The organism is Brevundimonas fluminis (genome assembly GCF_003934285.1).
Lineage (GTDB): Bacteria > Pseudomonadota > Alphaproteobacteria > Caulobacterales > Caulobacteraceae > Brevundimonas > Brevundimonas fluminis.
The window spans coordinates 228,586-242,349 of record NZ_RQWJ01000003.1 but is presented as its reverse complement, the minus strand read 5'-3'; the positions used below and the strand labels follow the sequence as shown (position 1 = coordinate 242,349).

12 protein-coding genes and 1 tRNA gene are annotated in these 13,764 nt (G+C 70.1%); 11 read left to right on the top strand and 2 right to left on the bottom strand.

Features of this window, described 5'->3' with window-relative positions; translation table 11 throughout:
* The first annotated feature begins 74 nt into the window (after positions 1-74).
* The 3 genes from EFJ44_RS06090 to EFJ44_RS06080 all read left to right on the top strand — a co-directional run bounded on the left by EFJ44_RS06090 (position 75) and on the right by EFJ44_RS06080 (position 1,556).
* Positions 75-344: a flagellar biosynthetic protein FliO gene (locus EFJ44_RS06090; RefSeq protein ID WP_125256314.1), complete on the top strand. Its 270-nt coding sequence runs from the start codon at positions 75-77 to the stop codon at positions 342-344.
* A gap of 11 nt (positions 345-355) precedes the next feature.
* Entirely contained in the window at positions 356-1,162 is an 807-nt protein-coding gene (gene fliP / locus EFJ44_RS06085; protein ID WP_125256814.1) for a flagellar type III secretion system pore protein FliP, read from the top strand.
* Positions 1,163-1,277: 115 nt separating this feature from the next.
* Complete coding sequence (locus EFJ44_RS06080) at positions 1,278-1,556, top strand: HU family DNA-binding protein (RefSeq protein ID WP_125256313.1); 279 nt, start codon at positions 1,278-1,280, stop codon at positions 1,554-1,556.
* 21 nt (positions 1,557-1,577) lie between these two features.
* Here the strand turns inward: EFJ44_RS06080 and EFJ44_RS06075 are convergent, their stop codons facing one another.
* The gene (locus tag EFJ44_RS06075) at positions 1,578-4,481 is read right to left on the bottom strand and encodes a tetratricopeptide repeat protein (RefSeq protein WP_125256312.1); all 2,904 of its coding nucleotides are present in this window, start codon (positions 4,479-4,481) and stop codon (positions 1,578-1,580) included.
* A gap of 327 nt (positions 4,482-4,808) precedes the next feature.
* Between EFJ44_RS06075 and EFJ44_RS06070 the strand changes: the two genes are divergently transcribed.
* Together EFJ44_RS06070 and EFJ44_RS06065 are read left to right on the top strand one after the other, a co-directional pair.
* The gene (locus EFJ44_RS06070) at positions 4,809-5,219 is read left to right on the top strand and encodes a DUF983 domain-containing protein (protein ID WP_125256311.1); all 411 of its coding nucleotides are present in this window, start codon (positions 4,809-4,811) and stop codon (positions 5,217-5,219) included.
* Between the two features lie 136 nt (positions 5,220-5,355).
* Positions 5,356-7,095 (top strand): hypothetical protein, encoded by a 1,740-nt coding sequence (locus EFJ44_RS06065; RefSeq protein WP_125256310.1) that lies wholly within the window; start codon positions 5,356-5,358, stop codon positions 7,093-7,095.
* A 6-nt stretch (positions 7,096-7,101) separates the two neighbouring features.
* Here EFJ44_RS06065 and EFJ44_RS06060 read toward each other — a convergent pair.
* Positions 7,102-7,178 (bottom strand) — tRNA-Arg (locus EFJ44_RS06060).
* 256 nt (positions 7,179-7,434) lie between these two features.
* On the opposite strand from EFJ44_RS06060, the gene EFJ44_RS06055 reads away from it, so the two are divergent.
* The 6 genes from EFJ44_RS06055 (at position 7,435) to EFJ44_RS06030 (ending at position 13,730) form a co-directional block, all read left to right on the top strand.
* Positions 7,435-9,864 carry a helicase-related protein gene (locus tag EFJ44_RS06055; RefSeq protein ID WP_125256309.1) on the top strand — a complete coding sequence of 810 codons (2,430 nt, stop codon included), beginning with the start codon at positions 7,435-7,437 and terminating at the stop codon, positions 9,862-9,864.
* A 32-nt stretch (positions 9,865-9,896) separates the two neighbouring features.
* A complete protein-coding gene (locus EFJ44_RS06050; RefSeq protein WP_125256308.1) occupies positions 9,897-11,219 on the top strand; it encodes an MFS transporter in 1,323 nt (440 codons plus the stop codon).
* Entirely contained in the window at positions 11,216-11,512 is a 297-nt protein-coding gene (locus EFJ44_RS06045; RefSeq protein WP_125256307.1) for an RNA-binding S4 domain-containing protein, read from the top strand. Before EFJ44_RS06050 ends, EFJ44_RS06045 begins: the two co-directional genes overlap by 4 nt.
* A 62-nt stretch (positions 11,513-11,574) precedes the next feature.
* A complete protein-coding gene (locus tag EFJ44_RS06040) occupies positions 11,575-12,447 on the top strand; it encodes a hypothetical protein (protein WP_125256306.1) in 873 nt (290 codons plus the stop codon).
* 80 nt (positions 12,448-12,527) lie between these two features.
* Entirely contained in the window at positions 12,528-12,869 is a 342-nt protein-coding gene (gene fdxA / locus EFJ44_RS06035; protein WP_125256305.1) for a ferredoxin FdxA, read from the top strand.
* Positions 12,870-13,178: 309 nt separating this feature from the next.
* A complete protein-coding gene (locus EFJ44_RS06030; protein WP_125256304.1) occupies positions 13,179-13,730 on the top strand; it encodes a CarD family transcriptional regulator in 552 nt (183 codons plus the stop codon).
* The last annotated feature ends 34 nt before the right edge of the window (positions 13,731-13,764 follow it).

Here is a 13,764-nt window from a genome sequence, read left to right as displayed (position 1 = left end):
AATCGTGACCGGTCGTGGTTAATCAAAGGTTTTCTAAACCGGCCGTTAACCCTGATCCTTAACGATCCGGGGCGATGGATTTCCTCGACCTGCTCCGCGCCGTGTTCGGCCTGGCCTTCACCCTGGGCCTGATCGGGGGCGCGGCGTGGGCGGCGCGGCGCTATGCGCCGCAGCTTATGGCCAAGCTGTCGGCCCAGCGCGGCGAGCGGCGCATGCAGGTGATGGAGACGCTGGTCCTCGATCCCGCCCGCCGTCTGGTGCTGGTGCGGATCGACGACGAGGAACGGCTGCTGCTGCTCGGCGAAGGCAAGGAACTCATCGAGCCGCGGAGCGCTGGCAAGTGAAGCTGCTGGGCATGCCGACGCGCGCGGAGCTGAAGCGCGCCGCCCTGCTGTCGCTGTGCGCCACCCTGGCCTGCCTGATCTGGCCGCTGGGCGCGCTGGCGCAGGAGGTGGCGCAGGCGCAGGCGGCGGCCGGGTCCTCGGCCATCAACGTGGATCTGGGCACAGGCGCCGGTCTGACCACGCGGGTGGTTCAGCTGGTCGGCCTGATGACGGTGCTGAGCCTGGCGCCGTCGATCGTCATCATGACCACCAGCTTCGTCCGCATCGTGGTGGTGCTGTCGTTGCTGCGGACGGCGCTGGGCATGCAGCAGTCGCCGCCGAACGCCGTGCTGGTGTCGCTGGCCCTGTTCCTGTCGGCCATCGTCATGGCCCCGACCTGGCAGGACGCCTATGATTCGGGAATCAGGCCGCTGATGGATCAGCAGATGGAACTGCCGCAGGCGTTCGATCTGGCCGCCGATCCGGTCAAGACCTTCATGCTGGGCCAGGTCGACCGGGGCGACCTTGAACTGTTCACCCGACTGTCGAACATCGAGGTTCCGCCGACGGCCCAGGACCTGCCCCTGCGGGTGGTCGTTCCGGCCTTCATGATCAGCGAGCTGAAGACCGCGTTCGAGATCGGATTTCTTCTTTTCGTTCCGTTTCTTGTGATCGATCTGGTCGTGGCGAGCGTGCTCATGTCCATGGGCATGATGATGCTGCCGCCGGTGGTCGTCTCCCTGCCCTTCAAGCTCATCTTCTTCGTGCTGGTGGACGGCTGGAGACTGGTGGCCGGCAGCCTGGTCGAGAGCTTCCAGAGGGCGTCGGGCGGAGGGTGAATCCCCAGCCCGTGGGGCTTTCAGCGCCGAACACGCTTGCCAAGCGAACGAAAAGCGGCGTCAATCCGTCCGTCGTCGCCCAGTCGGGGCGGCAGAAAATCGGAAACGACCCAACATGACCACTCAAGCCGAACTGATCGCCGCCGTCGCCAAGGACGCGGGCGTGTCGCAGGCCGACGCCGGCCGCGTGCTGACCGCCATCGTCGACAACATCCACAAGTCGCTGAAGTCCGGCGGCGACGTGCGCATCTCGAACCTGGGCGTGTTCGACACCGCCGCCCGCGCCGCTCGCGAAGGCCGCAACCCGGCCACCGGCGCGACCATCAAGATCGCCGCCTCGAAGGCCGTGCGCTTCCGCGTGTCGAAGCCGCTGAAGGACGCGGTCAACAAGTAAGCCGTTCGGCTTCTTGAGAGATCAGGCCCCTGCGGGGGCCGGACGGGCGGGCGGAGCGGCGGGCGTCGCTCCGCCCGTCTTCGTTTGGGCCGCCGGCGTCTGCTCACGAAACCTCGCCCGCGCGCCCTCGACCCAGCCGGTGAAGGTGTTGGAGCTCTGGATCGCCGCGGCCAGCCCGGACGGCGACGACAGGGTCAGCGGGTCGTACAGGGCGATGCGCAGGGCGTCGGGACTGCGCGCCTTCTCCACGAACGGCGCGTAGCGCTGGGCCAGCCGGGACAGGCCGGCGTCGTCCTTGCCCAGCGAGTAGCCGACCCCGGCGCGGATCAGGCGGGTCTCGTCCGCGGCCGACAGGGGCGTGGCCGCGTCGAGGTGGCGGTCGCCCAGAAGGCGCTCATACAGGGCCCCGGCGCCGGCCCAGGTCTCCTGTTTCCACAGAACTTCGGCCCGGACCTCCAGCGCGGCCGGAGAGGCGTCGTCCCCCAGCACCTCCAGCGCGTGATCGAATCGGCCGAGGTCCATCAGGGCCCGGGCCTCCAGAGCGCGGCGCTCCGCGTTGAGGGCGGAGGGCAACAAGGTGGTGCGGCTGGACCAGATGGCCTGCAGGGCCGCCTCGGGCTGGCGGTCCATCAGATAGACGGTGGCCAGATCGGTGGCGACGACGGCCCTGGCGACGCCGTCCAGACGCTGGTCGACCTGGTATTTCAGCAGCTCGGCGGCCTGATCCAGCAGGTCGACGTCCACCAGCCGGCGGGCCAGGCGGCGCACCATCTCGTCGCCGTCGGCGCCGATCGGCGTCAGTTCGCGGAAGTCGTAGAACAGACCCAGCGCCTGGATCGGCTGAAGGCCGTCGGCGCCGCCCTCGAGGAACAGCATGCGGAACGCGGCCTGCACGTCGGCCTGCAGCTCGATCCCGCCGGGCATGGTAGCCATGCGGGGCCCGGCCGCGCGCAGGGCGGTCAGGGCCTCGCGATACAGGCCCTGCGAAAGGTAGAGCCGGCCGAGCGTGCGGATCACCTCCAGCTCGGTCGCGTCGCCGCGCCAGCGCCAGCGCAGGGTCTCCAGTTCGGCCGCCGCGTCCTTCGCCGGCATGACGCCCCGCGCCAGACCGATGCGGACCACGCCGAGGCGGGCGGGCACGGCCACGGCGTCCAGGGGCGCCTTGCCGACCGCGGCGAAGACGGCGGACGCCTTGTCCAGCTCGCCCGTCCGTTCGAACAGCCGGGCCTGAACGAGCCGGATCTGCAGCTGCTCGGCGGCGCCGATCGGCTGGCTGAGCGCATAGGCCAGAAGGGCGCGCGCCGCCTCGAGGTCGCCAAGCTCGATGGCCGCGAGGGCGTGAGCGCAGCCGAAGCGCGCGCGCCATTCCGGCGGGAATGCGTCGACGACGCCGGCGGCGGCGGCGAACTGGCGGCGCGCCTCTTCCCAATCGCCGCGCCGGCTGGCGATCAGCCCCAGCCAGGCCTTGGCCGAGGGGTCACCGGAGATGGCGGCGCCGGACAGGTCGGCCTGGGCCTCGTCGAGCCGGCCGACGGACACACGTGCGGCGGCGCGCAGGCCGCGCACCTCCGGCTCGCCCAGCATGCCGGGCTGCGTCTCGACGAGGGCGTTCAGGACGCCGAGAGCCTCATAGCCCAGACCCGAACCGACCAGGAACCGGGCGTAGGCGAGGCGTTTCTTCGCCGGAGCGCGCGGGTCTGCGGCGGCGTCGGCGCCTTCCTCCGCGGCCTCGGCCTGGAGCTTGCGGTGGCGGGCCAAGAAGCCCCCGTCGTCGGACGCCTTCCAGTTCTCGAGGATGAGCGCGGGGTTCGGCGCCTTGCGCGGCGCCTCGTCCGCGGGGGCGTCGGCCGCCTCCAGCAGGGCCGCCGGCGACGACAGGATCAGGCCGCGCGGGCGCGAGACGACGACCAGGTCGCCGTCGGCGACGATGCTCAGGTCATCGGCCAGGGTCTCGATCGCCAGCCCCTGCGCGGTCGGGAGGACGTGCAGGTCGACGGTGCGGCGCCGCTGGGGAAACCCCTTTGCCGGTCCGACGGCCGTGACGGCGGCGAAGCGGTCGCCGACCACCGGATCCGTCAGCCAGATCGCCCGGCCGGAACCCGCCATGTTGAACGCCAGCGCCGGCTCGCCGGACGGATCGCGGTCCACCCTGACGCCGCCCGCAGGCGTCGCCCCCCCGCCGATCCTCACCGTCCAGGCGCCGCCGTCGGCCGAAGCGGAGACGGTCAGGGCCTTGGGCGCCTCCAGGCGCAAGGCGACGTAATCCGGCCCGGCCGCCCATCGCGCGCCCTTCGCCGGGCCCAGGTCCGCGGCGTCGGCCAGATCCAGCTTCGCCGCGCCGTCGAACACCACCCAGACGGCGTCGCCGCGCCGGAAGACGGCGGCGCCGACCGACCGGGGCCAGTCGAACCTCAGCGTGAGCGCGGTCGCCGTCGCTTCGGTCCGCACGCCGACGGTCGGAACCGCCGCGTCCGCCTGCGTCTCTCCGGCGGCCCGTTCGGGCGCGCGGCCGGGCGCGTACAGGTTCAGGAAGACGGCGCCGTCGGCCATGCCGGTTCGGGCTTCGGCGCCCTCGGCGAGGGTCAGGATCAGTTCGGTGCCGCCCTGCACCGCCCGCGTTTCGACGGACTCGACTCCGGAGGGCGGATCGACCTTCAGGCGCGAGACGTCGGGCGCGGCGGTGGTGCCGATGCGAACCACGACGCGCCGGCCGTCGACGGTGACCCGCGACCGCGCCCCGACCACGCCCGCGAACTCGACCCGGGTGTAGTCCTCCGCCGCGCCGATGCGGATGGCGACGGGGTCCATGGAGGCCGGCTGGTATTCCTGCGCCAACGGCAGAACCGGCGACAGGGCCACGGCCCCGGCCGCGGCCAGGGCCACGGTCGAGTTCAGGACCCGGCGGGAGGTGCGGCGCGCGGACATGCGCGCGCACCGTGGCCCGCGCGCGGTTTCATCGCGGTTAACGGAGGGTGACCGCCGGCCTCAGGCGCGGCGGTACAGTCGACACCTGCCGCAGACGAGATGGCCCGGCTTGCTGCGGCTGTAGCGGAACAGGTGCGCGCAAAACGGCCGTTTCAGCAAATTCTTGAGAGCATTTCGGCCCTCGCGGGCCAATCTTGTGCGCTCGCCGCCGACGTTCGTCAACCATCGTTACCCGGAGTTGTTGCGGCGCAACATCGACACAACCCGCCCCGCGACATCTCGTCCGAAGGCTTGCGGAGCGAGCCCGCCGGGCGCACCTGACGGCCCATGACCCAACCGACCCCCGTCGCCCCCGAGAGCGCTTTGAGGCGCGGGTTGAGATGTCGCTGCCCGAGGTGCGGAGAAGGCCCGCTGCTGCGCGGCTTTCTGAAGATCCGCGACTCCTGCCCCGCGTGCGGCCTCGATTACGGCTTCGCCGATCCTGCGGACGGGCCGGCCTTCTTCGGCATGAGTCTGGTGGGAACCCTGGGCATGGCGGCGTTCATGGCGTTCGACTTCACCGTGCGGCCGCCGATCTGGGTCCACCTGGTCGTCACCTTTCCCCTGCTGGCCATCGCCTGCCTGGCGGTGCTCAGGCCGCTGAAGGGCTGGCTGGTCGTCGAGCAGTGGCGACGGGGCGCGGGACCCGACACCTGGGAGAGCGTCGGCAAGCATGGCGAGGGCCGCCGGTGGCGATGAGGCGGTTTGTCCCCAGCATAGCCGCGGTCTGCCCAAGATTGTGAACGGCCTCCCGGCCCTTTCCCGGCTAGCTTGGCCATAGGCGTTCCCCCGGCGCGGCGGACGCGCCGGCCCGCATCGCAACCGGAGACCGCCGATGACCCAGGAACTGATCGTCTTCACCGAGCCCATGCTGCGGGCGAATCCGTCGCAGGAGACGTACTTCCTGGCCGGCGCCGGAAATCTGACGAGCACGTCCCAGTGCAGCATCGGCGTAGGCAAGGACGCGCTGGCCTCACTGACCAGCGGCGGTCACAACATCGGCTTCGGCTATCGCTCTCTGGTCAATGCCACCACCCCGGGGTCCAACGTCTTCGTCGGGAGCTTCACCGGTGAGGACGCGATCGACGTCATCGACTCGGTCGCGGTAGGCTTCGGCGCCCTGCGCCACGCGACTACGGGCATCGGGGGCGTCGCCGTCGGCATCTATGCCCTGGAAGACGCGACGAACGTCGGAAACAACACGGCCGTCGGCGACAGCTGTTTCCGCCACACGACGACGGGCGAACAGAACGTCGGCTTGGGCTACACCTGCGCCGACAGCAATCTGACCGGCAGCTACAACGTCTATCTGGGGCAAGGCTGCGCCTTCGCCCGGACGCAGGGAGACTACAACTTTCTCGGCGGTTATCGCGCCGGCGCCGACGCGGTTCTGGCGGGGAGCCGCAACGTCGGCATCGGCACGGCGGCGCTGCTGGACCACACCGGCGACGACGTCGTCGCGGTCGGCCAGGAGGCGGGGCGCGGCGTGACCACGGCGGGCAGCTGCGTGTTCGTCGGGGCCCTGGCCGGCGCCCAGTCCGGCGGCCAGAAGATCGACGCCGTGAACGCCACCGCCATCGGCGCCGGCGCGGTGACGACCAAGGACGACCAGGTCGTGATCGGCAATGCGGCGGTGACGGAGACCGTGCTGCGCGGCGCCGTCAGCGTGGGCGGGGCGATCGCCCTGCGCCAGTTCGGGGCGTTGGACACAACCTTCGTGGGCGGGGCCGGACCGGACGCGGAGCCGACCGGCACGGGCAACCTGGGACTGGGGGTCGGGGCGCTGGACGCCGTGACCGGCGGGTCGGCCAACGTCGCCTTGGGCGGCGGAGCCCTGGCCGCCGTCGTCGGCGGCGCCGACAACGTCGCGGTGGGCGCCGGCGCGGGAGGCGTGGTCACGTCCGGCTCGGCCAACACCTTCCTGGGCGACGGCGCGGGGCACGACGCCGGGCAGAAGGTCGACGCGGTCAACTCCACCGCCGTCGGCGCCGGGGCGTTCACGACCAAGGACAATCAGGTCGTGCTGGGTGCGACCACCGTGGTCGAAACCTTGGTTCGCGGCAAAGCCATCGTGAACCCGACGTCCGGCGTCACCGCCACGCCCGGGCGTCTCGACGTGCAGAACCCAAAGCCGGCGGCGGGAGTGGCGAACCCTGCCGAAGGCAATCTGGTCGTCACCGACACGACGTCGGCGGCGGCAAACGTCGGTGGATCGATCGTGTTCCGGGGTTGCTATACCGGAACGACCGTCACGGAGGCGGCGGCCATCCAAGCCCTGAAGTCCAATGGCACGGCGGGACAGTTCGGGTTCGACATGTCGTTCCACACCCGCGTCAACGGAGGCACGAACACCGAGAAGATGCGGATCGCAAGCGCCGGTAACGTCGGCATCGGAGAGGCGTCTCCAGACTACAAGCTGGACGTCAACGGGCCGATCGGCTTCACGCCCGGAGACAGCGTGACCCCCGTCGACAATGGGGATGTGGTGTTCGAACTGACGAACAACACCACGTTGACGATCAAGGCGAAGGGGTCGGACGGCGTGGTGCGTAGCGTCGCCTTGACGCTGGCATGACGAGACTGGCGACCCCGGGAGGACTCCAACCTCCGACCTCGGCTTTAGGAAAGCCTTGCTCTATGCAGCTGAGCTACGGGGCCGTCGGCGGGTGAACTAGCGGATGGCGGGGTCGAGGGGAAGCGATGAACGCCCCAGACCGCCATTTTCGCATTGTGGTTAATCGGCTTTAAGATACAACATCTTGCGGAGAACGGATCGGGAATCGGGCCGAGTCGGTGATTCGGTCCTGATTCGTTTCGTCCCTGTTCCGGACGCCCGGCCCGCGTCGTTAAGCGTCGCCATGCCGGGCGCTGCGACGCTTGAGGAACCGGCGCGGGCGGACCACTTTTCCCCATCATGAGCGACCGCGGCACAGGCCGGGCGCCGGGTCGCGTCGTCGCCGTCCTGGGCCCCACCAACACCGGCAAGACCCATCTGGCGGTCGAGCGGATGCTGGGCCACGGCTCGGGCATGATCGGCCTGCCGCTGCGGCTGCTGGCGCGGGAGATCTATGAGCGGATCGTCGCCAGGGCCGGCAAGGCCTCGGTGGCGCTGGTCACCGGCGAGGAGAAGATCAGCCCGCCGCACGCGCGCTTTCACGTCTGCACGGTCGAGGCCATGCCGATGGAGCGGTCGGTCGACTTCCTGGCGGTGGACGAGATCCAGCTGGTCGCCGATCCGGAGCGCGGGCACGTCTTCACCAACCGGCTGCTGCACGCGCGGGGGCGGCAGGAGACGATGTTCCTGGGCGCGGGGACGATGGAGCCGCTGATCCGGCGGCTGGTCGAAGACGTGGAGATCCAGTCGCGCGACCGCCTGTCGACGCTTGGCTATGCGGGGCCGAAGAAGCTGACCCGCCTGCCCCGGCGCAGCGCCGTGGTCGCCTTCTCGGCCGAGCAGGTCTACGCCATCGCCGAGCTGATCCGGCGCCAGGGAGGCGGCGCCGCCATCGTCATGGGCGCGCTGAGCCCGCGCACCCGCAATGCCCAGGTCGAGCTGTTCCAGTCGGGCGAAGTCGACTTTCTGGTGGCGACGGACGCCATCGGCATGGGGCTGAACATGGACGTCGACCACGTGGCCTTCGCCGGCCTGCGCAAGTTCGACGGCACACGGACCCGCTGGCTGCACGCGCACGAGATCGGCCAGATCGCCGGGCGCGCCGGGCGGCACCTGCGCGACGGCACCTTCGGCGTGACGGGCGAGGCCGAAGAACTGGACGACGACCTGGTCGAGCAGGTCGTGGAGCACCGCTTCGATCCGGTGGAAGGCGCGGAGTGGCGCAACGGCAAGCTGGATTTCGACAGCCTGCCCGACCTGCTGCGGTCGCTGACCGAGCCGCCGCGCCGCGCGGGCCTGCGGCTCACGTCGCAGGCGCTGGACGAAACCTTGCTGCGCCGCGCGGTGCAGGACGAGGGCGTGCAGCGGATCGCCCGCTCGCGCGGCAGCCTCATGCGGCTGTGGGACGCCTGCCAGGTGCCTGACTTTCAGAAGACCACCGCCGACGAGCATTTCAAGCTGACCATGGAGGTGTTCCACGCCCTGATCGGTCCGAGCGGTCGTCTGTCCGAGGACTGGATCGCCCGGCGGTTCCGCGGACTGGACCACGAGGACGGTCAGATCGACCAGTTGTCCGCGCGGCTGGCGGGGATGCGGACCCTGTCCTACGTCGCGGCGCGGGCCGACTGGCTGGAGAACGCTGCCCACTGGCGCGAGCGGACGCGGGCGCTGGAGGACCGGCTGTCAGACGCTCTGCACGCGCGGCTGACGGCGCGGTTCGTCGACCGAAAGACCACGGCCCTGATGCGCGCGCTGCACGCCGAAGACGAGGCGGCGGTGCAGGTGGATGCGGGCGGGTCGGTCAGGATCGAGGGCGCCGAGCTGGGCCGGATCGAGGGCCTGCGCTTCGTCGCCGACCGGGACGCGGGCGCCCATCCGTCCCAGCGACGGCTGGCGACGCGCGCCCTCGAGCCGGAGGTGGCGCGCCGACTGGGCCGGCTGGCGGCGGACGGCGACGAGGCCTTCGCCCTGGCGCCCGACGGGTCGGTGACCTGGCGCGGCGACTTGGTGGCGCGCGTCGCCAACGAAGATCCATGGTCTCCGCGCGTCCGCCTGATCGGCGATCAGGGCGTGGAGGCCGCCCGCGAGCGGGCCCGGCGGCGGATCGAGGCGTGGCTGGCGCAGGAGGCCGGACGCGCCCTGCGCGGCCTGTCGCGGCTGAGGCGGGCGCTGGAAAGCGGCGGGCTCAAGGGCCTGACGCGTGGACTGGCCTTCCGGCTGGTGGAGGCGGGGGGCGTCCTGCCGAGGCGGGACGTCGAGGCCGAACTGACCGCTCTGAGTCAGGTCGAGCGTCGCACGGTGAAGACCTTCGGCGTGCGGGTCGGCGCGCATTCCGTCTGGCTGCCGGGCGACCATAGGCCGCGCGGGCGCGGCTTCGCGCAGGCCTTCTGGGCCCGAGAAGGCGCCGACGCGACCAGCGCGCGGTGGGGCTCCGCGCGCGGGCTGCGAACGGTCGCCGGACGCACGATGCCCCTGGAGACGCTGGAGCGCATGGCCGAACTGCGGGCCGCCGGTCAGGGACGGCTGGACGAGGCGGCGCTGACGGAGCTGGGCCTGTCGGAGAAGCAGGCGGTCGAACTGGCCAAGGCTCTCAAGGCGCCGCGTCCGAACCCGGAGGCGCGGTCGATGAAGGCGGCGGCCGGATCGCCCTTCGCCGCGCTGGCGGGTCTCGCGGGTCTGCCGTCCCCCGCCCGCCCGACGCGCAAGCGCCGCCGCAAACCCCGCGCTTGAACCGCGACGCTTCCCGCGCTTTTCAGGTCGACATGACCCCGTTCCACCACCTGCTGACCAACAATCTGGTCGCCAACGTCACCAATTTCACGGTGTGGTTCGCGGTGACCTTCTGGATCTGGCTGGAGACCCGGTCGGTGTTCGCCACCGGCATGATCGCCGGCATGTACCTTGTGCTCACCGCGGGTCTCGCCTTCTGGCTGGGCAGCCTGGTCGACCATCATCGCAAGAAGCGGGTGATGATGGCCTCCAGCGCGGTGTCGATGCTGTTTTACGGCTCCGCCCTGACGGTTCTTCTGGCCGCGGGAGAGCCGGCGATGCGCGACGTCGCCTCCCCGCTGCTGTGGGGGTTCGTGGGCCTTGTCATGCTCGGCGTGATCGCGGGCAACATCCGGTCGATCGCCCTGCCGACGCTCGTGACCGTGCTCGTGCCGGAGGATCGGCGGGACCGGGCCAACGGCCTCGTGGGCATGGTGACGGGGATCGGCTTCCTGACCACGTCCGTCATCTCCGGCTTCCTCGTCGCGGGGGGCGGCATGGAGGGGACGCTGGCCTTCGCCCTTATCCTGACGGCGGCGGCCTTCATGCATCTGCGCTTCGTCGGCGTGGACGAGCCGGATCCGCGCGCGGCCTCGGCCGAGGCGGACGGGACGCCGGGCCGCCGGCGCGTGGACCTGCGCGGGACGTTGAAGGTCGTGGGCGCCGTGCCGGGCCTGTTCGCCCTGATACTGTTCGCCACCTTCAACAACTTCCTCGGCGGCGTCTTCATGGCGCTGCTGGACGCCTATGCCCTGTCGATGATGGCGGTGCAGCACTGGGGGTTGCTGCTGGGCTGCGTCTCCAGCGGCTTTATCCTGGCGGGGCTGGTGGTCTCGCGCACCGGCCTGGGCAAGAGCCCGCTGCGGACCCTGATGCTGGTCAACCTGCTGGCGTGGACCGCCGGAGCCCTGTTCACCGTCCAGCCGTGGATCTGGCTGCTGGCCATCGGCTGCTTCGTCTGGTTCTTCATCACCCCCGTGGCCGAGGCGGCGGAGCACACCACCCTGCAGAAGGTGGTGCCGTACGAGCGGCAGGGCCGCGTCTTCGGGTTCGCCCAGTCCGTGGAACAGGCGGCCTCGCCCCTGACCGCCTTCCTGATCGGGCCGCTGACGCAGTTCCTGGTGATCCCCTTCATGTCCGACGGCGGCGCGGGGGCGGCGGCGATCGGAGACTGGTTCGGCACGGGGCCGGCGCGGGGGATCGCCCTGGTCTTCACCGTGGCGGGGTTGGTGGGGATCGTGGCGACGACGATCGCCTTCAACTCGCCCCAGTACCGGCGGCTGTCGCGGGTCTATGCCGAGAGCGCGGCGTCGTGACCGAGGCCTGCCGCATCGACGTCTGGCTGTGGCGGGCGCGGTTCGCGAAGACGCGGTCGGCGGCGGCGGCGATGGTCGAGGGCGGCCGGGTGCGGCTGACGCACAACAGCCTGCAGACGCGGCTCGACAAGCCCAGCCGCTCGGTCCACGTCGGCGACGTCCTGCTGTTCCCCGTCGGATCGCGGCTGATCGAGATCGAGGTGCTCGCTCTCGGCGAACGGCGCGGACCGGCGGAGGAGGCACGCGGACTCTATCGCGACGTCGCATCCGCGAGCGGCCACGATCAGGTTTGAGGAGTTTGCCCGGAGCGACGATCTGACCCAAGGTCGCGTCCAGAATTCGGGAGACACCACAGATGTTCGACGCCCTGTTGCTCGCCGCCGCTCCGCCCGCCGTCGAACAGGTCGCTCCGAATCCCCATGTCGCCAAGTGGGGCGCCTATGCGACGCTGGTGGAGGTCGGGTGGTGGCAGGCCTACGACGGTTTGGTCAGACGCTACAGCTGGGTCGTTCCGGGCGAAAGGCTCAGGCTGGATTCGTTCAAGTCCGACGGAACGCTCGACAGCCACGCCGTCTATCGCATCGAGAGCGACGTCCTCGTCAACGAAACCGCCGGAACCCGGCAGCCCATCACAGCGCGCAGCGCGAGCCGGATCGCCTTCGGGACAAGCGACCTCATCGAGGTGACTGAGGGCCTGCACGGGTTCGAATGGACGACCGTGCAGGGAGGGCAGGAGAAGTCTTTTTATTTCAGCCGTGTGCCGCAGCCCGCCTTTCCGGACGCCGCGGCCCTGGCTCGCGCCCGAGGCACGCCCGCCTGTCCAGCCACCATCTCGGCCCTTGAGGCGAGGTGGCGGTCCGCGACGGTGCTTCAGGCGACGGAAGAGGTTTTCATGGGCATCTCGAACGTGGACCGGTCCTTGGCGCCCGGGGAGTTCCGCTTCCTGGAAACCACGCCGGTCAGCGTCGAGGTGACGTCGAGCGGCGGGCAGGCCCACATTCTGGCGGCCATGCTGCCGGGATACGACATCCGCCGGTACGAGGCGCGTTTCCGGGCCGCTCATCCGCGAGGCCTGGTGCGGTGTGACGAGGACAGGTGCCAATGGCGGCCCCAAGCCAACGACCGTACCCTGCCCGTCGGCGCGCTGCGTGAAGCAAGTCTGGGACGGGTGATCGACAGCGACGCGAACGTGCGCTTCCTTTGCACCTACAAGACCTACGACTACTGATCAGCGCCGACATTGACAGCCGCGCCGCGCGGGGTCATTTGCCGCGTCCGCCCCAGCCACAGCGTGTCTCGCCCGCCGCAATGACCTACATCGTCACCGACGCCTGCGTCCGCTGCAAATTCATGGACTGCGTCGAGGTGTGCCCGGTCGACTGCTTCTATGAGGGCGAGAACTTCCTGGTCATCGCGCCGGACGAATGCATCGACTGCGGCGTGTGCGAGCCGGAATGTCCCGTCGACGCCATCAAGCCCGACACCGAAGACGAGCCGGACGGCAAGTGGCTGCAGATCAACGCCGAATACGCCAAGGTCTGGCCGAACATCACGGTCAAGGGCACGCCGCCCGCGGACAAGGAACAGTTCGAGCGCGAGACCGGCAAGTTCGAGAAGTATTTCAGCGACAAGCCCGGCAAGGGCAGCTGAGGCCGGACTCAGGCGTCTGGCGGCGAGGATTCACGCGACCGGCTCAGGTCACGAAGCCGACATTTTGAAATCTTGCGGTTTTGTGATAGGTTCCTTCGCATTGGTCGAGCGCCCGGCGACGGATCGTGCTCGACCGCTTTTGCGACAGACCCCTGCCGAAGAGCGGGGGCGGCCCCGAGGTCTGGTGATCCGTTTCCGTAGCTGAAGACCGATCCTGCACCCCCGACGGAGCGATCCGGCGGCGGGCGAAGCATCGTCTGACGCTCACGGCGCGCCTTCACCCTTCCCATCGGCCGGAAAGGAAGAACGATGACGAACAAGAGCGGTCTGGAGTTCAAGGTCGGCGACGCGGTCGTCTATCCGGCGCATGGCGTCGGCAAGGTGGCGGCGATCGAGACGCAGGAAGTGGCGGGGATGAGCCTGGAGGTCTACGTCGTGACCTTCGATCACGAGAAGATGACCCTGCGCGTTCCGACCAAGAAGGCCAAGACCGCGGGTCTGCGCTCGCTGGCGGGCGAGGACATCGTGACCAAGGCCCTGACCACGCTGAAGGGCCGCGCCCGCATCAAGCGCACCATGTGGTCGCGCCGCGCGCAGGAATACGAGGCCAAGATCAACTCCGGCGACCTGATCTCGATCGCCGAGGTGGTCCGCGACCTGCACCGCGCCGACAGCCAGCCCGAGCAGTCCTACTCGGAGCGTCAACTGTACGAGAGCGCCCTGGACCGCATGGCCCGCGAAGTCGCCGCCGCCAACAAGATCGACAAGGACGCCGCGGTGGCCCTGCTGGGCAAGTCGCTGAGCGCCAAGAAGGCGGTCATCGCCGCCGCGGAAGCCGCGGAAGAAGCCGAAGCGGCCTGATCGGCCCTTTCAGCGTCGAAAGAACGAGGGCCCG